We start from the raw sequence: 20,343 nt of genomic DNA on the forward strand, positions 1-20,343 counted from the left end.
AAATCAATTGTCAGTGGAGGTAGCTATGTCGAGCGTTAATCAAGCGACCCGGATTGATGAAGGCAAACTCAACGCATTCGTCGGCCAGATGCTGGGCGACCTCGGGGGCGCGTCCAGCGTCGCCATGGTACGGATGGGCGATGCGCTAGGATTATACAAGGCGCTACACACCAATGGGCCGATGACCTCAGCCGAACTCGCCAGCACCGCGAAGGTCGATCCGCGATACCTTCGCGAGTGGCTGTCCAATCAGGCAAGTTCCAACTATCTGTCCTACGACCCTGCCTCGGCGAAATTCGCGCTGCCGCCCGAGCAGGCGATGGTGTTCGCTATTCCCGACAGCCCGGTCTATCTGATGGGCGGCTTCGATCTGATGGCGGCGATGTTCGAGAACCAGCCGAAAGTTCAGGCCGCGTTCAAGTCCGGTGGCGGTGTCGCCTGGGGCGATCAGGCCGGCTGCATGTTCTGCGCGGTGGCCCGCTTCTTCCGGCCCGGCTATCACAACAACATCGTATCGACGTGGCTTCCTGCTCTCGGAGGTGACGTGATGAAGAAGTTGGAGGCCGGCGCTGAGGTCGCGGACGTCGGCTGCGGCCACGGCTGGTCGACGGTCCTGATGGCCAAGGCTTTTCCCAAGTCCCGGTTCGTCGGCTACGACTTCCATCCCCGTTCGATCGCGGATGCAAAGGCGCATGCCGAAACCCACGGCGTTTCCGCCAACACGCGCTTCGAGGTCGGCCTCGCCAAGGACTATCCCGGCAAGGACTACGATCTCGTGACCTGTTTCGACTGCTTGCACGACATGGGCGACCCGGCGGGAGCCGCCGCTCACATCCGCCAATCCCTGAAGGACGATGGGACATGGATGATCTGCGAGCCGATAGCCGGCGATCGTCTCGAGCAGAACCTCAACCCGGTCGGACGCTTGTACTATGCCGCATCGACCATGATCTGCGTGCCGACCTCGCTCTCGCAGGAAGTCGGCACCGCCCTCGGCGCGCAGGCCGGCGAAGCACGGCTCCGCGAAGTCATTCTGAAGGGTGGCTTCAAGAGCGTGCGTCGTGCCACCGAGACGCCGTTCAACATGATCCTCGAGGCAAGGCCTTAGTATCCAGCGTGGCGGCTGTAAGCCTGGCAAAGTTTACCGGCCGCAAGAATCCTTGCGGCCGACATACGGCGGGTTGACCGTCGCGCGGACCAACCATATTCTCAAACCTGCGGTGCAAGCCGCACCCGGGTCCGCGGGAAGGGTCGAACCCACTTGCAGCTTCCAAGCAGCACCTAGAGCCTTTGTGCAGCAGCCGGTATTGCGGACCATCGGCGATCCTTGCACGGAGGTTTCCAATGGAACGATCGCCCGATCGACTAAATCTCGACCATCTCAAGAAGCAAGCCAAGGATCTGATCCGTCTCTACCGGCAGCGTGATGGCGACGCTTTTGCCCGCTTTCGCCGTGCCCTTCCGGCAGCCGCGGGGCAGAACGACGATCAGATCGCTTCCTTGAATCTCCGGCTCCATGACGCTCAATCGTGCGTGGCGCGCGACTACGGCTTCGCTTCCTGGCAGGACCTGAGACGTTATCTGGAAGCGCAATCGGCCATCGGCAGCGAGCGCGAGGAGCGTGTCCTGCGTTGGCTCCAACTGGTTTATGCCGGCGACATCAATGGCACGGCAAATCGCGCCAATCCGCGCGTTGCCATCAGGATGCTGGCCGAAAACCCCGATCTCGTCTCGGGCAACCCCTATCTGGCATGTGCGATCGGCGCGGAAGATACGTTGCGACAGGCCACGCAGCAAGACCCGGCTTGGGTCAACCGTCCGGGTGGACCGCTACGCTTGCCTCCACTTGTCGCCGTCACGCATTCCAGCCTGTTGTCCGTCCCGGAATTCCGCGCGCGTCTGCATCGCTGTGCCCGTTTGCTGCTGGCGGCAGGCGCCGATCCCAACCAGCGTATCGGCAACCGTTGGCCACCGGCATCGATCAGCGAACCCGACGACGGCAATCCCTTGTCGGCGCTGTATGGCGCCGCCGGGACGAACCATGACCCCGAACTCACGAAACTGTTGCTCGACGCCGGCGCTGATCCTGACGACGGCGAGTCCCTCTATCACTCGCTGGAGAGGTTTGCATGTACCCGCCTGCTGCTCGAGCGTGGCGCGCATGTCGCGGGCAGCAACGCGATCTACCGTGCACTCGACTTCGACAATGTCGCCGCACTTGAACTGCTGCTTCAGCACGGCGGCGATCCAAATGAGCCCGCGCGCAATTCACCCTTGACCCACTGGGGTTCGCCACTGCTGTGGGCGATCCGCCGGCGGCGATCCCGCCGGTGTATCGAGACGTTGCTGGACGCCGGCGCAAACCCGCTGGCAGCGACGCCTGACGGCGTCAGCGCCTACCGGCTCGCCTTGCAGTTTGGCCTTCGCGAGGTCGCCGATCTCCTGCGCGCGAGCGCTGCACACGGGCCCATTCCGGATGAGGAAGCGTTCATTGCGGCCTGCGCCTGCGGCGATGAGGCCGAGGCCCGGCGCATCCGCGCCGGGCGACCCGACCTCCCCGAAACGCTTCCGGCCTCGCAGTTGCGGCTGCTGCCCGATCTCGCCGCCGAGGGCAACGATGTGGGGGTAAGGCTGATGGTCAGGCTCGGCTGGCCGATCGCGGTGCGCGGCGGCGACTGGAATGCGTCAGCACTCAATCTGGCGGTGTTTCGTGGCGACGCCGAATTGACCCGGTTCCTGCTCGAACATGGGGCAGACTGGACCGAGCAACATGGCTTCGGCGACAATGCCTGTGGTTCGCTTTCCTGGGCCTCTTGCAACGAGCCGGTCGAAGGCGGTGACTGGTCGGGCTGCGCGCGCGCCCTGCTCGACCATGGCATGCCGCGCGCGAAGCCGGATCATGACGGCTCGGAATGGATTTTGATCGACGGGCGGAGAAAACGATTCTCCGACGAGGTCACCGAGATCCTGCTGGATGGGTCGTAAGGCCCAGCTTACTCGATCGGACGGCCGGTCATTGCGGTGAGCTCTTTCACCAGTCGGTCGGACATCTGTCCGGTCACCGGCAGCTTGCGGTCGCGCTCGAATTTCGTGATTGCCGCCTGCGTGTCGGCACCGACGGCGCCGGTCGGCTTCAACTGGCCGTAGCCGTATTCGGTCAGCGCGCGCTGCACTGACGCCACGCGGCGGGCGCCCGCGGATTGCGCGGAGGCCGGAATCGGCGCCGGCGGCCTCACGACATGGGCTGTCGTGGCCGGAGCGGACCCGGCCGGCTTGGCCGCCGGAAGGGCAATGCTGGAAGCTGCAGCGGGAGCCGAACCGGTCGATCTGACCACCAGATTGGTCATGGGGTCAGTGTTTTTGGGGTCAGCGGATTTGGGATCCACGTTCCTGCTCTCGGCGGGTTTGGCCTCGACGGGTTTCGGTTCCGGAGGCTCGGCGGAACGCACCGCGAGTTCAACCGGGCGCGGACGGGGCAGCGGATTCGCAACCGCGGGCACCGGCAACGTCACGACCGAACCGAACATCGGCGACGGATGACGACCGGCCTGCAGAAACAAGGCGTTGGTGAGGATGGCGCCGATGGCGGCAACGGCCAGCGCGCCGGCCAGCATGTCCTTCGGACTGTGCAAGAGCATGCGCATCACAAATCCACGCTCTTCTTCCGCGTCGACTGCAACCGCTTTCGCGCCACGGCGGCGGCGCGGCATCTCGTCGTCCTCGATCGTTCGCTTAGGCACTTTTCTTCACCTGATGGGCTTGGTCTTGTAATCCTGATCGCAGCGCCGGCTTCAGCGTCGCGACATTGCTCGAAGGTACCGGGCTCGAAGGCGAATTCAATTCCACCGCCGACGGCGCGAAGGCAAGCGGCAAGACCACGGTTACCGTGGTTCCCTCATCGACCTTGCTCTGCACATTCACCTCGCCATGGTGCAATCCGACCAGGCCCTTCACGATCGACAGCCCGAGGCCGGTGCCTTCGTGCTTGCGCTGATAGGTCTTGCCGGCCTGGAAGAACGGATCGCCGATCCGCTTGAGATCGTCGGGTGCGATGCCGACCCCGGTGTCGGTAACGCGAAGCATCAGGCGCGAGCCCTCGACCGCAGCCGAGACCGTGACATTGCCGCCGCGCTCGGTGAATTTGACGGCGTTGGCGACCAGATTCAGCACGATCTGTTTGAAGGCGCGTGGATCGCCCGTCATCATGGGCAGATCTTCCGGCGCACGGGTGACGAGATCGACGCCGTTTTCGCGCGCTTTCAGGGCCAGCAGGTTGCAGCAATGCAGCAACGCGGCGCGCGGCGCGAATGGCTCGGGCGAAATCTCGAAATTGCCGGACTCCATCTTCGACATGTCGAGAATGCCGTTGACGACCGATAACAGATGCTGCCCGGAATCGTTGATCAGCTGCGCATATTCCTTGCGGCGCGCCGCGTCGATCATCAGCACATCTTCCTGAACGATCATCTCGGAGAACCCGATGATGGCGTTGAGCGGCGTGCGCAGTTCATGGCTCATGGTGGCGAGGAAACGCGTTTTGGACGCATCCGCCCGTTCGGCGGCGGTACGCGCCAACTCCAGCGCCTGCTCCTGCATCTTGCGGTCGGTGACGTCGCGCATCACGGCGACGACTTCGGCCTCGGGCGAGGCATGCTCGAGCGGCCGGCAGCGCATCTCGACCCAGATGAAATCGGAGTTGCTCTGGCCGCGGGCGACATCGCGCCGCAGCCGGAACTCGACGCTGCGCGCCTCGCCGCCACGCGCGGCGTCCGACAATGCGGTCAGATAGGCCGGACGATCGGCCACATGGACGCGGTCGAACAGGCCGTGACCTGCAAGCCGCGTGACTGAAGCGCCCAGCATGGTTTCCGCGGCGGGCGAAATGAACTGCACCGCGCCGTTGCGGCTGTGGCGTGAAATCACGTCGCTCATGTTAAGCGCCAGCAGGCGGTAGCGGTCTTCCTCGACACTGAGCAGCGCGACGCTGGTACGCGCCAGCGATTCCGAGCCAAAGGCGAGACCGACGGCATAGAGCGTCGCCGCTGCTATTCCAACCGCCATCAGGACGCTACGCAACGCCGCGTTCGGCTCCACCACCGGCAACAGGTCGAAATGCCCGAGGACAATCAATAGCGCGGCGCAGGACAACGCCAGCGCCGAGGCAAACGCGACGACGCGGCGCGAGGCCGAGAGCGCGGCCTCAAGCGGAACCACGACCAGCCCGACCGCGGCAAAGGACTCAATGCCTCCGGTCGTCGCGGCGACCATCATGACGAGACCGGCCAGCGCCAGCGACGACAGAATATGCGCGCCGTCGTAACGACCGGTGCGCGACAGGAACCATGACAGCAGGATGGGTGCGATCAGCCAGGCAAAAGCCGCAACCTCGATGGCCGTGGGCGCACCGCGCATCGCCAGGTAGACCGGGAATGCCGCAAAGGCGGCGAGGCTGCCGAGCAGCCGCGGCGCCATAAAGGCGCGATGCCGCGCGCGCGTCAGCGCATCATATCGTGCGGACGGATGCAGCAGCGCATCGAGACAATCGCGGATGATACTCAAAACACTCACGGCTTTTGCGCTTCGGCTTGTTCGTCTGACAGGTTGGCTTTGCAGACGCGCCGGAACGCCCCCTTTATCTTTGGCCCACCGTGTCAGAGCGAACTTAAGCGAACGCTAAGGCACGGCGGCCGGGCGGCAAACACCGTGCATTCGCGGAGCTTTAACCCGTTACGGAACGCTCATTCGACGCGGATGGTGAACGACAGGTTTCCGGCGCAATCAATCTATGGTTTCGAAATGGTGGACGGCCCCGGCACGCCCACTTTTTTGTGTTCGCGAATATCAATCGAAAATTTACGTCGAATCAAATCATTGGAATTTTCAGCGAATTTTCGGCGAATTTACTTCAATGCAAACACTTGCGATTTATCGACGGCTGATAGTCAGGAGTAAACCTGCGGACATAACCGCAACAGGACCAAAAGAAACGACCGGGGTCGCGAGATGTTCTTTCTGCTTCGCATGGTGTTCTGGCTCGGACTGGTGCTCGTGCTGCTGCCCAGAGAAAAGACGCCTGAATCGGACAAGCTGCCGCAGATCGGCGCCTCCGAAGCCGTATCGGCCGCGACCGCGGCCGTCTCCGACATGGGGCAGTTCTGCAAGCGCCAGCCGGCGGCCTGTGAAGTCGGCGGCCAGGCCGCGACCGTGATCGGCCAGCGCGCGCAGGACGGCGCGCGCAAGCTGTATCAGATCATCACCGACAAGCCCGATAAGCCCGATAAGCCCGACAAGAAAGCCCCCGACCACACCGGCTCGATCGACGGCCCGGGCGGCGACGAAGCCACATTGGCGGCCACCGCGCCGCGCGATACGCTCACGCAAGAGGATCTCGCAACCGAGTGGCGCGGCACGTCTGCGCATTGACGGAATAATGGCTGGAAAATAGGCCCGGAACCGGTTCCATTTTCGTCGCTTTCGCTCCGCCCGCATCCTATATACACGCTGGAACACGGGACGCGGGCCACGATGACGATCGACGAGATCAGGGAAAATTTTGAGCTGCTGGACGAGTGGGACGACCGTTATCGGTACGTCATCGAACTCGGCCGCACGCTTGCGCCGATGCCGGAAGCCGAGCATTCCGCGGCCAACAAGGTCAACGGCTGCGCCAGCCAGGTCTGGCTCTCGAAGCAGCTCGACCGCAGCGGCAACAGCGAACCGCGCCTGAACTACCTCGGCGACAGCGACGCCCACATCGTGCGCGGCCTGATCGCGATCCTGCTGACGCTCTATTCCGGGCACACGCCGCAGCAGATCCTGTCGACGGATGCGATTGCCCTGTTCGACGAACTCGGATTTCGCGAGCATCTGACGCCGCAGCGCTCCAACGGCCTGCGCTCGATGGTCGAGCGCATCCGCTCCGATGCGCGCGAGGCGCTTGCCACCGCTTCCTGACGCGTTTTCTTAACGCGAACCGGTATCCACTTCGCTCGAAAACGCTTTGCTATTTCCGCTTCCGCGCCTGCTGGCCGAGGCCCATCTTCTTGGCGAGCTGCGAACGGGCCACGGCATAATTCGGCGCGACCATCGGATAGTCGGGCGGAAGGCCCCATTTGTCGCGATATTGCTCCGGCGTCATGTTGTATTGCGTGCGCAGATGGCGCTTCAGCGACTTGAAGCGCTTGCCGTCCTCGAGACAGATCAGATACTCCGGGGTCATCGATTTCTTGACGGACACGGCCGGCTTTGCCGGTTCGAGCGGCGTCTCGATCCGGCCGGTCGATACCCGCAGCAGCGCGGCGTGAACCTGGCTGATCAGGTTCGGGATTTCAGAGGCCTGCGTCGGATTATTGCTGAGATAGGCCGATACGATATTGGCGGTCAGTTCGACGGGCGTCTTGCCGGCGGAATCGGTCATGGCTCAACCTTCCTGGGAATCGCAAACGCGATCCTGGGATCGCGAACGCGCGAGCGCGTAGGGTGCTGAAAGTATCCGGCCGCGCCTATACGCACAGGGAATGTAATACGACTTGGCGAATATGACCGAATTACCGGGAATCTGACAAGAACAACGGCGTTTTATTTTCACGCCGTATTGCTGGCCAAGTATTGTGCGCTTCAGGGCCGCTGATCGAGATGCGTGCGCAGCTCGTCGATGGAAGCAAAGCGCATCATGCCCTCGGGCATCTGGGCCTCGATCGATCCGTCCGAATAGAGCGAATAGGCCATACCGTCGACGACGCCCGATTTCAGCACCGTTACGGCCGGCTGTTGGTCATTACGCGGCGGGGCGCCGTTTGGTTCGTCGAATGCCGGGGGTGTCCGGCCCGCGCGACGCGGCGGCGGGGTCTCGCCAGGCCGCGATCGCTCCGGTTTCGGCCAGGCATCGTCGAACGATGGCGGTTGCGTTTCGGCGGGGACTGGCGGCGGCGGCGCGGCTGGCGGATTAGGGCGAAGATCCGGCGACAACAGATCCGGCGGCAGCGGCTCGCTGGTCCTCGCCTGTGCGCGCTCGCGTTCCTTTCGCGACGTTGAGGAAAACAACAGATTGCGCTTTGGCTTGGGCGCAGCCTCGGCCGGCTCGGATTCCGTCGGCAGGTCGCCACGCGGGCGCTCGCGTGTGGCGGCCTCACCCTGCCATGGCGGCGGAGACGGCGACGCGGCAGCAGGTGCGGCGGGCTCGCCGCCGGCACTCTCGGCGGTCTCTAGCTTGAATGGAACACCGCCGTCGCCTGAACCAGCCTCCGGTAACATACCCGGTGGAAGCACCGGCCGTACCATGGCCTCGCCGCGCGGCCGGGATACGCCAGCACCGAGCTGCCACGCGATGTTCTTCAGTTCCCGCACCGCCACCCCGAGCCCGAGCATGATCGCGCCCGTGCAAAACCCGGTCACGCCGGAGAGGATCAGCGTGTTGCCGGTGCTGAACTCGTTGATCGTGATTCCGTAGCCAATCGCCAGCAGGCCCGCCAAAACAAGGCCGGTACCCGCGACCAACATGCCAACCATCATCGAACTAACCCCCCGGCTGCGCCCGAAATGCTCGCAAACCGCCTATGCCACGATACCGTCATAATGTGCGCACCGCCAACCAGCAATTCTGCACAGGGTTCCTCAAAAAACGGTTCCTCAAAAATCCCCTGAAAAATCCCTTGGCAGCGGAAGCCTTCCCTCTGCAAATTCAGGCGCCGATCGCGGCATTCAGCTGCCATTCAGACGCCTCCCGTATATCTACGGCCTACTAATTACCGCCAATTTGTTGCATTGCATCAGGGAATTAGACCACAATTCTCAATTACTTGAAAATGGAACTGCGCTATATGGATGCCGGGGAAAGAGGCTCAAAAGCGCAAACGCTGGGCCAAAGGGGACACCGGGTTAGCCAATAGCCATGTCAGCCATCACGACATCTGCCGTCGATACGCCCGAGCGGCGCTCGATGGAGCGGACTTGGGACGACCTAGCCATGGTCGTGCTGGCCGCTGTCACCCTGGTCGCAGGTTTGACCTTCCGTGATTACGGACTGGGCTGGGACGATTACACCCACGCCGAATATGCCGAGCTGTTGCTGCGCATGTACGGTTCCGGTTTCAAGGATGTCGGCGCGCTGTCGTTCGCCAATCTCTACATGTACGGCGGCGGCTTCGACATGGCGGCGGCACTGCTGCACAAGGTCATCCCGCTCGAACTGTTCGAAACGCGCCGCCTGCTCGGCGCCGTCGTCGGCGTCATCGGACTTGCCGTGACGTGGCGGCTCGCGCGGCGCGTCGGCGGTCCGCTGGCCGGGCTCGCGACGCTGTTGCTGCTGGCGCTGTGCCCGACCTTCTACGGCCACATGTTCATGAACCCGAAGGACGCGCCATTCGCGGTCTCGATGGTGATCCTGATCCTGGGTCTGGTCCGCCTCGCCGAGGAATATCCCTCGCCCTCGCCGCGAACCATCCTGATCGTCGGATTTGGTGCCGGACTTGCCATCGGCTGCCGCATTCTCGGCGGGCTGGCGCTGGTCTACGCCATGGTCGGTTTCGTGCCGTTGCTGATCGAGGAATATCGTACGCAAGGCGCGCGCGAGGCCGCGCATCGCTTCGGCCATGTGGTTTACGTGCTGCTGCCGGGCCTCGTGTTCGGCTACCTGCTGATGGGCCTGGTATGGCCATGGGCGATCATGGAGCCGGACCATCCGTTCAAGGCGCTGACCTATTTCTCGCATTTCTTCGAAAAGCCCTGGAAGGAAATGTTCGACGGCGCGCTGGTGTCGGTGCCGGACATGCCGTGGTCGTATCTGCCGACGCTGTTCGCGCTGCAGCTCCCCGAAGTGCTGCTGGCGCTGTTGTTCGCCGGCATCATCGGCACCTTCATGTCGCTGTCGCGCACCGACGTGCCCGCCCGGCGCAAGACCATTATGTTGATGCTCACGATGGCGGCGACGCTGCCGCTGGTGATCGCGATGGTGAAGCGGCCCGCGCTCTACAACGGCATCCGGCATTTCGTGTTCGTGATCCCGCCAATGGCGGTGCTGGCCGGCGTCGCCTTCGGCCGGGGCATGACCTGGCTGAAGGAAAACCGCCGCAGCTGGCAACCCGCAGCCCTTGCGGCGTTTGCGTTCGGGCTGTTGCTGCCGCTCAGCGAAATGATCCGCCTGCATCCTTACGAATACACCCACTTCAACCACATCGCCGGCACGGTCCGCTCCGCCGACAATTTCTTCATGCTGGACTATTGGGGCCTGGCGCTGAAGCAGGCTTCCGACGGCCTGCGCGAGGAACTGGTCGAGCGACAGGAAGTCGCACCGAGCGGGCGCAAGTGGAAGGTTGCGGTGTGCGGCCCGCAACGTCCGGCGCAAGTCGCGCTCGGTCCGGATTTCACCATCGGCTGGGACAGCAACGCCGCCGACTTCGCGATGACGCTGGGCGAATTCTATTGCAAGGGCCTCACCGCGCCGGTGATGGTGGAAATCAAGCGCGACGACGTCGTGTTCGCGCGCGTCTACGATATTCGCGGCCGCGCCATTTCCTCCCTGCTGGCCATTCCGGCGCCGTAGCCCATATCAAGAGCACAAAGGCATAACAGCCAGCTCCTGGCCGCGCCTTGCTGTGGTGCGGGCGCAGGGCTAGACTCGCCTGCGAAAACCAGCATTGCACGGGAGAAACCGGTCATGTCGCCAGCCGAAGCTCGCCTCAAGGAAGTACCGTCCGGCATGACCGATGCCGAGTGGAACCAGCGCGTCGATCTCGCCGCCGCCTATCGGCTGGTCGCGCTCTATGGCTGGGACGATCTCGTCGACACCCACATCTCGGCGCGCGTGCCCGGCCCCGAGCATCATTTCCTGATCAATCCCTACGGCCTGATGTTCGACGAGATCACCGCCTCGAGCCTGGTCAAGGTCGACCTCAACGGCAACCAGCTCACCCAGAGCGACTACAGCATCAACCCGGCCGGCTTCACCATCCATTCGGCGATCCATGAGGTGCGCGAGGACGCCGGCTGCGTGCTGCATCTGCACACGCCCGACGGCACGGCAGTGGCGAGCTGCATGGACGGCCTGCTACCGATGAACCAGACCGCGCAACTGGTCACCCATGACCTCGCCTATCACGACTATGAAGGCATCGCGCTGGATCATGACGAGCGTCCGCGGCTGCAAAAGGACCTCGGCAACAAGAACCACATGCTGCTGCGCAATCACGGCACGCTCACCGTCGGCCGCTCGGTCGCCTCCGCCTTCGAGCGCATGTACCATCTGGAGCGGGCCTGCACGATGCAGGTGCGCACCCGCATGCTCGGGCCATCAGCCTATCCGGTCGAAGAGGCCGTGGTCTACAAGAACGCGCAACTGTTCAGCAATCCTGATCGTGCCGAAATGCGCTCGACCAACCTGGTGTGGCCACCGCTCCTGCGCAAACTCGATCGCATCGACCCGAGCTACCGGACCTGACGCCCGCAAGCGGGCGAACAGTGCGAAAGGTTCAGCAACGTGACTATTCTGGTGACCGGCAGTTCCGGCCATCTCGGCGAGGCACTGGTCCGTACCCTGCATGCTGATCGGCGTGAAGTCCTCGGCATCGACGTTGTTCCCGGCGCGTTCACGCAGCTTGTGGGCTCGATCACCGACCGCGGCCTTGTGCGACAATGCATGAAGGGCGTCACGGCCGTGCTGCACACAGCGACGCTGCACAAGCCGCATGTGGCGACCCACAGCCGCCAGGACTTTGTCGACGTCAACGTCACGGGCACGCTCAATCTGCTCGAGGAAGCCGCCGCGGCCGGCGTCACGGCGTTCGTCTATACCAGCACCACGAGCGTGTTCGGTGACGCGCTGGTGCCGCCACCGGGCGAGCCGGCCGCCTGGGTGACGGAAGAAATCATCCCGGTGCCGAAAAACATCTACGGCGTCACCAAGGCGGCCGCCGAGGACCTGTGCCAGCTGTTTGCGCGCAACCATTCGCTCGGCGCAATCGTCCTGCGCACCTCGCGTTTCTTTCCCGAGGAAGACGACAACCGCGCCGTCCACGAGGACCATGCCGACGCCAACGTCAAGGCCAACGAATTTCTCCATCGCCGCGTCGATCTCGAGGACGTGGTCAGCGCGCATCTGCTGGCCATCCGCCACGCACCATCAGCAGGTTTCGCGAAATACATCATCAGCGCCACGACGCCGTTCTCGCGCGATGATGCCGCGGAATTGCGCAGCAATTTGCTGCTTGTGCTGCGCCGTTACGTGCCCGGCTTTGAGGCGGCATATGCACGGCGCGGCTGGACGATGGCGTCCGGCATCGACCGGGTTTACGTCAACGCCAGGGCGCGCGCTGAACTCGGCTGGCAACCGCGCCATGATTTCCGCACCCTGCTGGCGCGGCTGCAAACCGGTGACGACATCCGCAGCCCGCTCGCGCGTGAGGTCGGCAGCAAGGGCTATCACGACCGCGTCTTCCGCGACGGGCCCTACCCGCTGGAGTAAGGGCCCGCGCCGGTATTCGCCCGGGTTATCGGAATTGAGAATCTTGGGAATTGCGTGTAGGCTGCTTTCCAATGACCTCTGCACTACCGAATCAAAACGCCGCCCAATTCCGGGCGGCGTTTTTGTTTTGGGGTCACTCGTAGGATGGGTAGAGCGAAGCGAAACCCATCACATCGCTGCCCCTTCAAGACCGCTCGCCAAATTCACCGGCCAGCTCCCGACATCTCCCGCGCAATCCTGAGGATAAAGCCCGAGCTTACCATGCGATGGAAAGACGAGTACGGCCAATCGCTGACTCGCGTCACCGGATGAAGCGATGGGTTTCGCTTCGCTCTACCCATCCTACGAAGCTAACCTTTCGGCGTTTCCGCGAACGCTGCCAAAATCCGGGCCCAGGATCGGATGCCCTTGTGAAAACTCTTGAGGTCGTACTTCTCGTTCGGCGAATGGATGTTGTCGTCGTCGAGGCCAAAACCCACCAGCACGGTATCGAGGCCGAGTGTGCGCTTGAAGTCCGCGACGATCGGGATCGAGGCGCCGGAGCCGATCAGCAGCGCTTCCTTGCCCCATTCGTCGGTCAGCGCGCGCTTGGCGGCCGCCAGCGGCTTCATGTTCCAGTCGAGCGCGATCGCCGGCGCGTTGGAGTGATCGATGAATTCGGCCGTGCAATCGCCCGGCAGCCGCGCCGTCACATAATCGCGGAAAGCTTTGCGGATCTTGTCCGGGTTCTGTCCCTCCACCAGGCGGAACGAAATTTTTGCGGAGGCTTCCGCCGCGATGACCGTCTTGGAACCCTCGCCGGTGTAGCCACCGACGATGCCGTTGATGTCGCAGGTCGGGCGCGAGGACACCTGTTCGATCAGGAGGCGGTCCTTTTCGCCGGCCGGGATCGACAGGCCGATCGGCTTCAGGAATGATTCCGCCGTCAGGTTGAGATTTTTCCATTGCGCCAGGATATCTGGCGGCAGGTCCTTCACGCCGTCGTAGAAGCCGGGAATGGTGATGCGGCCGTTGTCATCAAAGAGGCCGCCGAGAATATGGGTCAGCACCCGGATCGGGTTCTGCGCACCGCCGCCGAAGATGCCGGAATGCAGATCGCGGTTGGCGGCCTTGATCTTGACCTCGTCATAAACGAGCCCGCGCAATGACGTCGTGATCGCGGGCGTGTTCTGGTCCCACATGCCGGTGTCGCAGACCAGCGCGAAGTCCGCTTTCAGGTCAGCCTTGTTCTGTTCGAGGAACGGCACGAAGTTTTTCGAGCCGACCTCTTCCTCGCCCTCGATGACGATGGTGACGTCCACCGGCAGCGATCCGGTCACCGATTTCCAGGCGCGGCAGGCTTCGACGAAGGTCATCAGCTGTCCCTTGTCGTCCTCCGCCCCACGCGCAACGATGATCTTGCGGCCGTCGGCATGGTCGGTCACGACAGGCTCGAACGGCGGACGGTGCCACAGGTTCAAGGGGTCAACCGGCTGCACATCATAATGCCCGTAGAACAGCACGTGCGGCCGCCCGCCCTTGCTGCCATTCATCTTGGCGACGATCGCAGGATGCCCCGCCGTCGGCCGCACCTCCGCCGCAAAACCGAGCGTCGCGATATCCTTGGCCAGGTGATCGGCGGCCGCCTTGCAATCGCCGGCAAAGGCGGGATCGGCCGAGATCGACTTGATCCGCAGCAGCGCAAACAGCCGTTCGAGGCTGTTGTCGAAATCGGCATCGATGCGGTCAAGGACCGGCTGAAGCTGTGCGTTGGCCATCACGGTTTTCCCTTGGCTGTGGGCATTGTTGTTGCGTCGATTTGTAGCCCGCTTGTGGACTGAGGCAAAGTGGCGGGAGCGTCCGCATTGGGCGGGTGCAGCATGTGCCAGACCAGCCCCGCCACCAGCAGCGCGGTCGAGACGAGGTTATTGCCATAGGCCTGCAAATCGTTCGGAAAGAGGGGCAACGACAGGCACAGGAGCAAGCCCGCAACGGCCAGCAGCGCCCAAGTGGCGGCCTTGACCGCGGGCCGCGGATCAAAAGCGGCGCGATGCATCAGCACCGTCATCGGGAAGAATAGCCACAGAAAATAATACTGACGCGCCAGCGGCGAAGCGACCGTCATCAGGCAGAACAGAATGCCTATTTCCTCGGCGTCCGATTTCTCCGTCCGGCGCGAGGCCGGCGGCATCACCAGGAGATAGCCGATCCCGATCACAAGCGACACCGCCAGCACGATCAGGTTCGCCGTCCTGAAATCGAGGTTGACGACATTCATGGTGCGCGCGGGTTTCGACGGATCGTCCTGATTGTAGTTCACCGGCCGCGTCAGGCGGTGCGTCACCGCGATGATGGACTGGTTGACCCACGACCAGTTCTGCTCGTCACGCTGACCGAACCCTTTTTCCGAGCTCGACCCCACCATGCCCTGGTACCAGTTCTTCAATTCGGCGGCGTTGTGCTGGAAACCGCGGAACGGCGCCGGCAGCACGAACAGAAACACAAACAGGAAGACCAGCATGCTCGCGGCCGCCGCCCACTGCCGGCGCCAGACCAGATAGGGAAACACCGCGACCGGGAACACCTTGATCGCGGTCGCGAGCGCGAACATGCTGCCCGCCATCCAGCCGCGCTGATCGCGCAGCAGCCAGAAGCCGTACAGCATCAACGCCAGCAGCACGAGGTTCGGCTGCCCGAGATCGAACATATCGAACACGAAGGTGACGGTAACGAGACCCGGCAGCGCTTCGAGCCAAGGATTGAGTTTCTCCCCGGGCTTCTGCGCCGACCCCGCCATTGCGTGGGAATATTGCGCCGTCATCCACCAGGCGACGATGTTGAGCAATGACAGGCAGAGATAGAGCGGGATCTTGCCGAAATAGCTCGGGATCGCCAGCAATAGCGCCGACAGCGGCGGGTAGATGAATTCGAAATAGGTGGCGGGATTGTCAGGGTAGAGGTTCTGGCCTTGCAGCACCTGCTGCCCGGCCCAGAACCACAGCGGATAATCCTTGGTCTTGCCGTTGCCCCAGATTTCCGGAACCAGCACGTCGGCCGTCAGACCAATACAGCAGATCAGAAACAGAATATCGAGCGGCGCTCGCAACGAGGGATATCTCAGCACAAGCTCGATCCGAACATCAGAAAATCATCCATTCTTTCGTTCCGCGGTGAGATGGATTGCTTCGCTTCGCTCGCAATGGCGGTTGTTGGAACTGGGAACGCTCCTCACATTGCGAGCGAAGCGAAGCAATCCATACTTTCTTTCCGCGGACGTGCCTTCGCCGCAAGAAATCAGCGCCGCAGCAATCCGCCAAGCGCGCCGCGCACCAGCGCCCGCCCCACCGAACTGCCGAGTGAGCCGCCGACCGATTTGCCGAGATCGGCTACAACACCGCCGATCACCTTGTTGGTGACGGAACGCGTAACGTCGCGCGCGATGACCTGGCCGGTCGACAGCCGGCCGCGCTTGTTGTTGGTGCCGAAGATGGTGCCGACGATCGCGCCGATCTGTCCGAGGAATCCGCCGCCGCCACCGCCGCCATCCGATCCATCCGCCGGCGCGGCCGTTCCTGCCACACGCTTCAGCAGCATCTCATAGGCGGACTCAGCGTCGACCGCGGTGTCGTATTTGCCCTTCACCGGGCTCTTGTTCATGAGCGTCTTGCGCTCCTCCGGCGTGATCGGCCCGATCCGTCCCGTCGGCGGCCGGATCATCACCCGCTCGACCATCGTCGGCGTGCCGCCGCCTTCGAGGAACGACACCAGCGCCTCGCCCTTGCCGAGCTCCATGATGACCCGGGCGGTATCGAGCTTCGGATTGGGCCTGAACGTCTGCGCCGCCGCCGCCACCGCCTTCTGGTCGCGCGGCGTGAACGCGCGCAACGCGTGCTGCACGCGGTTGCCCAACTGGGCGAGCACCTTGTCCGGCACGTCGATCGGGTTTTGCGTAACGAAATAAACACCGACGCCCTTGGAACGGATCAGCCGCACCACCTGTTCGATCTTGTCCATCAGCGCCTTCGGCGCATCGGTGAACAACAGATGCGCCTCGTCGAAGAAGAACACCAGTTTCGGCTTCGGCAGGTCGCCGGCTTCCGGCAATTCTTCAAACAGCTCCGACAGCATCCACAACAGGAAGGTCGCGTAAAGGCGCGGGCTCTGCATCAGCTTGTCCGCGACCAGAATGTTGACCATGCCGCGGCCGTCGCTGTCGGTTTTCATGAAATCCTTCAACGACAACGCGGGCTCGCCGAAGAATTTGGCGCCGCCCTGGTTCTCCAGCACCAGAAGCTGGCGCTGAATCGTTCCAACCGTCGCCTTGGAGACGTTCCCGAAGCCCTGCGCGGCCTTGCGGATCGGCGCCAGCAGATCTTCCTCGGCATCCGGGCCCTTCTTGCTGGTGTTAGGCACGATCGCGTCCAGCAGCGCGCGGAGATCCTTCATATCGATCAGCGTCAGTCCATTCTCATCCGCGACACGGAACGCAACATTGAGGACGCCCTCCTGGACGTCGTTCAAATCGAGCATCCGGGACAGCAGCAACGGTCCCATTTCCGTGACGGTGGCCCGGACCGGATGGCCCTGCTCGCCAAACACGTCCCAGAATACGGTCGAGAATTGATCGGGCTGGAAGTTGAGCCCCATCTCGCCCGCGCGCTTGAGGATAAAGTCCTTTGCTTCGCCGACTTCGGAGATCCCGGACAGGTCGCCCTTGATATCGGCTGCGAAAACCGGAACACCGGCGCGGGCAAACCCTTCCGCCATCACCTGCAGCGACACGGTCTTGCCGGTTCCGGTCGCACCGGTGACGAGGCCGTGCCGATTGGCGAGCGCGAGCGTCAGCCACGCTGTCTGCTCGCCCTTGCCGATGAAAATCTTCTCATTGGTATCGGCTGTCTTGTTGTCGGGGGTCGCCATCACATCGCCTCTTCGCGCGCATCGGGAAAGCTTGGTCGCCAAGCAGCGCCATTATATCGCATCCTGCCGGTCGATTGAAACCGTCCATGGACAAGGACATAGCCCGGGCCTTGCACACCCTGTCTCATACTTTTCTCTAACTCCGGTGGAAATACGAGGGCCGCAGTGCGGTAACATGGCGTGAATCCCGCATCACTCTTGCATTGCTGCAACACTCGACGAGCGATCTAGGATGAAATCGCCTTCGCGCGCGCGGATCGCTTGTATTTCAGGTCGCAGACGCTCAAGATAAATTCACAAGGTACGACCCGGTAACAAACCGGCTGAGGGCGGGGCAATATGGACGAATTGATTGGACAGCTGGCCAGCAAGGCCGGCATCGATAGCGTTGTCGCTGAAAAAACCATCGGCATCGTTCTGGGTTTCCTCCGTAACGAGGGGCCTTCCGACAAGGTTCAGGCTCTGATCGACCAAATTCCAGGTGCTGAGGCTGCGATCGCGGCCTCGAACAGCAACAGCGGCTTCTCCAGGTTGATGGGCGGCGGGCTGATGGCGCTCGGCACCAAGCTGATGGCGCTTGGTCTGGGCATGAACGAGATTCAGAACGTGGCGCGTGAACTTTTCAGGTTCGGCCGCGACAAAATCGGAGCGGACAAAATGGGCGAGATCATTTCGGGGACACCGGGGCTAAGCCAGTTCGCTTGAAACACCCCGCTTCGGCCGCGCACATTCTCTTGCATCGAGTATCATGACATATCCCCTCTCCGAGATCGAAGGCTTGACCGCCTACTCTGCCTCGAAACTCAAATCGCTTGGCATTCGCACGACCGAAGCGCTGCTTGAAGCCGCCCGCACCGTCAAAGGACGCAAGGCGCTCGCCGCGCAGACCGGGATCAGTGAACAGCAGCTGCTCGAATGGGCCAATTTCTCCGACTACATGCGGATTCCCGGGATGGGCAAGGCGAAGGTCGGGCTGGTGCGCGCTGCCGGCGTGCCGACGGTTCGCGAACTCGCGCTGCGTAACCCGGCACGGCTCGCTCAGAACATGAAAGACGTGAATACCAGGCGCAAGCTGGTCCGCGTCATGCCCTCGGAGAAATCGGTCGAGCAACTGATCGCCCAGGCGCGCAAGCTTCAGCCGAAAATCAGCTATTAAAAGTCGGCCAGCCGACATACGCTGGCGGGGTCTCGCGTCTTGACTCACTGGCGCGGACCGCGCAAAGCGACCGCATGATCGTAAGCATGTCCAGACCCGCCACCGCGGCCGGCCCGGCCGGTCATTTTGACCTGCCGGCGCTGTTGTCACGGCCCTGCCCGGCCGTGATGGGCGTGCTGAACGTAACCCCCGACTCATTTTCCGATGGCGGACAGTTCGCTGCCCCCGAAAGCGCGCTTGCGCAGGCCCGCCGGATGGTCGCCGAAGGTGCTGACATCATCGACATCGGTGCGGAATCGACCCGACCCTATGGATCAGAACCGATCTCGGTAGAAGAAGAGTTGAAGCGGTTGCAACCGGTGCTACCGGAGGTTGTTTCGCTTGGGATTCCCGTTTCGATCGACAGCATGAAATCGGCCGTCGTCGCCTGGGCGCTCGACCATGGCGCCGTCATCGCCAACGATGTCTGGGGGCTGCAGCGCGATGCCGGCATGGCCGGCCTGATCGCGGCACACCAGGTGCCCGTCATCATCATGCACAACCGCGACAGCGCCGATCCCGCGATCGACATCATGAAGGATATCGCTGCATTCTTCGCGCGATCGCTCGACGTCGCCGCGAAGGCCGGTATTTCACCTGGCAAGATCGTGCTCGACCCCGGCATCGGCTTTGGCAAGACGCCGGAACAGAGCATGACGGCCCTGGCGCGGCTGCATGAGCTGCAATCCTTCGGCCTGCCGCTGCTGGTCGGGGCCTCGCGCAAGCGCTTCATTAGTGTCGTGACGCCGTCGGAACCGCATCAGCGCCTTGGCGGCTCGATCGCCGCCCATCTGATTGCGGCCAAGGGCGGCGCGCGCATCATCCGTGCCCATGATGTTGTGGAAACCGTTCAAGCGCTGCGCGTCGCAGCCGCCATTGGGGAACTGCAGAGATGACCGATACGATCTTCATCACCGGTGTCGTCATCCATGCCCGCCATGGCGTGATGGAACACGAAACCGAAGTCGGCCAGCGCTTCGTGATCGATCTCGAGCTCTCCGTCGACCTGTCGGAATCCTCGCGCACCGACCGCCTGTCCGACACCGTGTCCTACTCCAACGTGGTCGCGACCGCGACGGCGGCGTTCAAGAACACCAATTACAAACTGCTGGAACGTGCGGCCGGCGCCGTGGCCGATGCCATCCTGGTCGCGTTTCCGCGCATCAACGCGGTCGAGGTCACCGTCCACAAGCCGCACGCGCCGATCGCCGCGATCTTTGACGATGTCGGCGTGGTCTTGATGCGCACAAGGCAGTCGCCCTGACATGGCGGACGTGCTGATCGCGCTCGGCGGCAATGTCGGCGACGTGCGCGCGACGTTCCGCAAGGCCATCTCCAACATTTGCGGCATGACGCAGGCGGCATTGCTGGCGCGTTCGTCGGATTACACCACGCCGCCCTGGGGCAATGAAGCGCAGGCGCCCTTCATCAACGCCTGCATCGAAATCGACACCAGCCTCGATCCGCATGCGCTGCTGTTCACGCTGCACAAGATCGAGAAGAAGTTCGGCCGCGACCGCGCCGCCGAGCAGCATTGGGGCCCACGCACCCTCGACCTCGACCTGATCGCCTATGACGACGTCAAGATCGACAAGCCGGAGTTGACACTGCCGCATGTCCGGCTGTTCGAGCGCGCCTTCGTGCTGGTGCCGCTCGCCGAGATCGTGCCCGACCGTATCATTGCGGGACGCAGCGTCAGGGACGCGCTGGCGGCGGTTTCGACCGCCGGTATTTTGCGACTACCCGACCTCGACCAGCCCTGACTAGGCCCCGGGTGGCCTAAAACAACCGT

General features: G+C 63.0%; 19 protein-coding genes. 12 read left to right on the forward strand and 7 right to left on the reverse strand.

Features of this window, described 5'->3' with window-relative positions; all coding sequences use genetic code 11:
- The first annotated feature begins 25 nt into the window (after positions 1-25).
- Both JQ597_RS17005 and JQ597_RS17010 read left to right on the forward strand, forming a co-directional pair.
- Entirely contained in the window at positions 26-1,108 is a 1,083-nt protein-coding gene (locus JQ597_RS17005) for a class I SAM-dependent methyltransferase (protein ID WP_212265401.1), read from the forward strand.
- Between the two features lie 236 nt (positions 1,109-1,344).
- The gene (locus tag JQ597_RS17010; protein ID WP_212265402.1) at positions 1,345-2,985 is read left to right on the forward strand and encodes an ankyrin repeat domain-containing protein; all 1,641 of its coding nucleotides are present in this window, start codon (positions 1,345-1,347) and stop codon (positions 2,983-2,985) included.
- A gap of 8 nt (positions 2,986-2,993) precedes the next feature.
- Here JQ597_RS17010 and JQ597_RS17015 read toward each other — a convergent pair whose 3' ends face one another.
- On the reverse strand, positions 2,994-3,740 hold the full coding sequence (locus JQ597_RS17015) for a peptidoglycan-binding domain-containing protein (protein WP_212265403.1): 747 nt from the start codon (positions 3,738-3,740) through the stop codon (positions 2,994-2,996).
- Positions 3,733-5,568 (reverse strand): PAS domain-containing sensor histidine kinase, encoded by a 1,836-nt coding sequence (locus tag JQ597_RS17020; RefSeq protein WP_212265404.1) that lies wholly within the window; start codon positions 5,566-5,568, stop codon positions 3,733-3,735. Before JQ597_RS17020 ends, JQ597_RS17015 begins: the two co-directional genes overlap by 8 nt.
- 435 nt (positions 5,569-6,003) lie before the next feature.
- Here JQ597_RS17020 and JQ597_RS17025 point away from each other — a divergent pair, with 435 nt between their 5' ends.
- Complete coding sequence (locus JQ597_RS17025; protein ID WP_212265405.1) at positions 6,004-6,423, forward strand: DUF5330 domain-containing protein; 420 nt, start codon at positions 6,004-6,006, stop codon at positions 6,421-6,423.
- A gap of 102 nt (positions 6,424-6,525) precedes the next feature.
- Complete coding sequence (locus JQ597_RS17030) at positions 6,526-6,954, forward strand: SufE family protein (protein WP_212265406.1); 429 nt, start codon at positions 6,526-6,528, stop codon at positions 6,952-6,954.
- A gap of 49 nt (positions 6,955-7,003) precedes the next feature.
- On the opposite strand, the gene JQ597_RS17035 is transcribed toward JQ597_RS17030, so the two are convergent.
- A complete protein-coding gene (locus JQ597_RS17035; RefSeq protein ID WP_212265407.1) occupies positions 7,004-7,417 on the reverse strand; it encodes a Ros/MucR family transcriptional regulator in 414 nt (137 codons plus the stop codon).
- A gap of 200 nt (positions 7,418-7,617) precedes the next feature.
- Positions 7,618-8,499 carry a DUF308 domain-containing protein gene (locus tag JQ597_RS17040; protein ID WP_349628849.1) on the reverse strand — a complete coding sequence of 294 codons (882 nt, stop codon included), beginning with the start codon at positions 8,497-8,499 and terminating at the stop codon, positions 7,618-7,620.
- A gap of 391 nt (positions 8,500-8,890) precedes the next feature.
- Between JQ597_RS17040 and JQ597_RS17045 the strand changes: the two genes are divergently transcribed.
- The 3 genes from JQ597_RS17045 (at position 8,891) to JQ597_RS17055 (ending at position 12,457) form a co-directional block, all read left to right on the forward strand.
- A complete protein-coding gene (locus JQ597_RS17045; RefSeq protein WP_212265409.1) occupies positions 8,891-10,540 on the forward strand; it encodes a glycosyltransferase family 39 protein in 1,650 nt (549 codons plus the stop codon).
- Positions 10,541-10,654: 114 nt separating this feature from the next.
- Positions 10,655-11,434, forward strand: coding sequence for a class II aldolase/adducin family protein (locus JQ597_RS17050; protein WP_212265410.1), 780 nt, complete (start codon positions 10,655-10,657; stop codon positions 11,432-11,434).
- Positions 11,435-11,473: 39 nt separating this feature from the next.
- Positions 11,474-12,457 (forward strand): NAD-dependent epimerase/dehydratase family protein, encoded by a 984-nt coding sequence (locus tag JQ597_RS17055; protein WP_212265411.1) that lies wholly within the window; start codon positions 11,474-11,476, stop codon positions 12,455-12,457.
- Positions 12,458-12,807: 350 nt separating this feature from the next.
- Here the strand turns inward: JQ597_RS17055 and JQ597_RS17060 are convergent, their stop codons facing one another.
- The 3 genes from JQ597_RS17060 to JQ597_RS17070 form a co-directional block, all read right to left on the reverse strand.
- Positions 12,808-14,214: a M20/M25/M40 family metallo-hydrolase gene (locus JQ597_RS17060; protein WP_212265412.1), complete on the reverse strand. Its 1,407-nt coding sequence runs from the start codon at positions 14,212-14,214 to the stop codon at positions 12,808-12,810.
- A complete protein-coding gene (locus JQ597_RS17065; protein ID WP_312011866.1) occupies positions 14,214-15,560 on the reverse strand; it encodes a glycosyltransferase family 87 protein in 1,347 nt (448 codons plus the stop codon). The genes JQ597_RS17060 and JQ597_RS17065 overlap by 1 nt, the downstream gene beginning before the upstream one ends.
- A gap of 170 nt (positions 15,561-15,730) precedes the next feature.
- Complete coding sequence (locus tag JQ597_RS17070; RefSeq protein WP_212265413.1) at positions 15,731-17,356, reverse strand: helicase HerA-like domain-containing protein; 1,626 nt, start codon at positions 17,354-17,356, stop codon at positions 15,731-15,733.
- A 339-nt stretch (positions 17,357-17,695) separates the two neighbouring features.
- Here JQ597_RS17070 and JQ597_RS17075 point away from each other — a divergent pair, with 339 nt between their 5' ends.
- The 5 genes from JQ597_RS17075 (at position 17,696) to folK (ending at position 20,314) form a co-directional block, all read left to right on the forward strand.
- On the forward strand, positions 17,696-18,061 hold the full coding sequence (locus JQ597_RS17075; RefSeq protein ID WP_212265414.1) for a DUF2267 domain-containing protein: 366 nt from the start codon (positions 17,696-17,698) through the stop codon (positions 18,059-18,061).
- A 43-nt stretch (positions 18,062-18,104) separates the two neighbouring features.
- Positions 18,105-18,512, forward strand: coding sequence for a DUF4332 domain-containing protein (locus tag JQ597_RS17080; protein ID WP_212265415.1), 408 nt, complete (start codon positions 18,105-18,107; stop codon positions 18,510-18,512).
- 74 nt (positions 18,513-18,586) lie between these two features.
- Positions 18,587-19,447 carry a dihydropteroate synthase gene (folP, locus tag JQ597_RS17085; RefSeq protein ID WP_212265416.1) on the forward strand — a complete coding sequence of 287 codons (861 nt, stop codon included), beginning with the start codon at positions 18,587-18,589 and terminating at the stop codon, positions 19,445-19,447.
- The gene (gene folB / locus JQ597_RS17090) at positions 19,444-19,815 is read left to right on the forward strand and encodes a dihydroneopterin aldolase (protein ID WP_212265417.1); all 372 of its coding nucleotides are present in this window, start codon (positions 19,444-19,446) and stop codon (positions 19,813-19,815) included. Before folP ends, folB begins: the two co-directional genes overlap by 4 nt.
- Before the next feature lies 1 nt (position 19,816).
- Positions 19,817-20,314 (forward strand): 2-amino-4-hydroxy-6-hydroxymethyldihydropteridine diphosphokinase, encoded by a 498-nt coding sequence (gene folK / locus JQ597_RS17095; RefSeq protein WP_212265418.1) that lies wholly within the window; start codon positions 19,817-19,819, stop codon positions 20,312-20,314.
- Positions 20,315-20,343: the final 29 nt, after the last annotated feature.

It is taken from the genome of Bradyrhizobium sp. AUGA SZCCT0177, assembly GCF_018130125.1.
Taxonomy (GTDB): domain Bacteria; phylum Pseudomonadota; class Alphaproteobacteria; order Rhizobiales; family Xanthobacteraceae; genus Bradyrhizobium.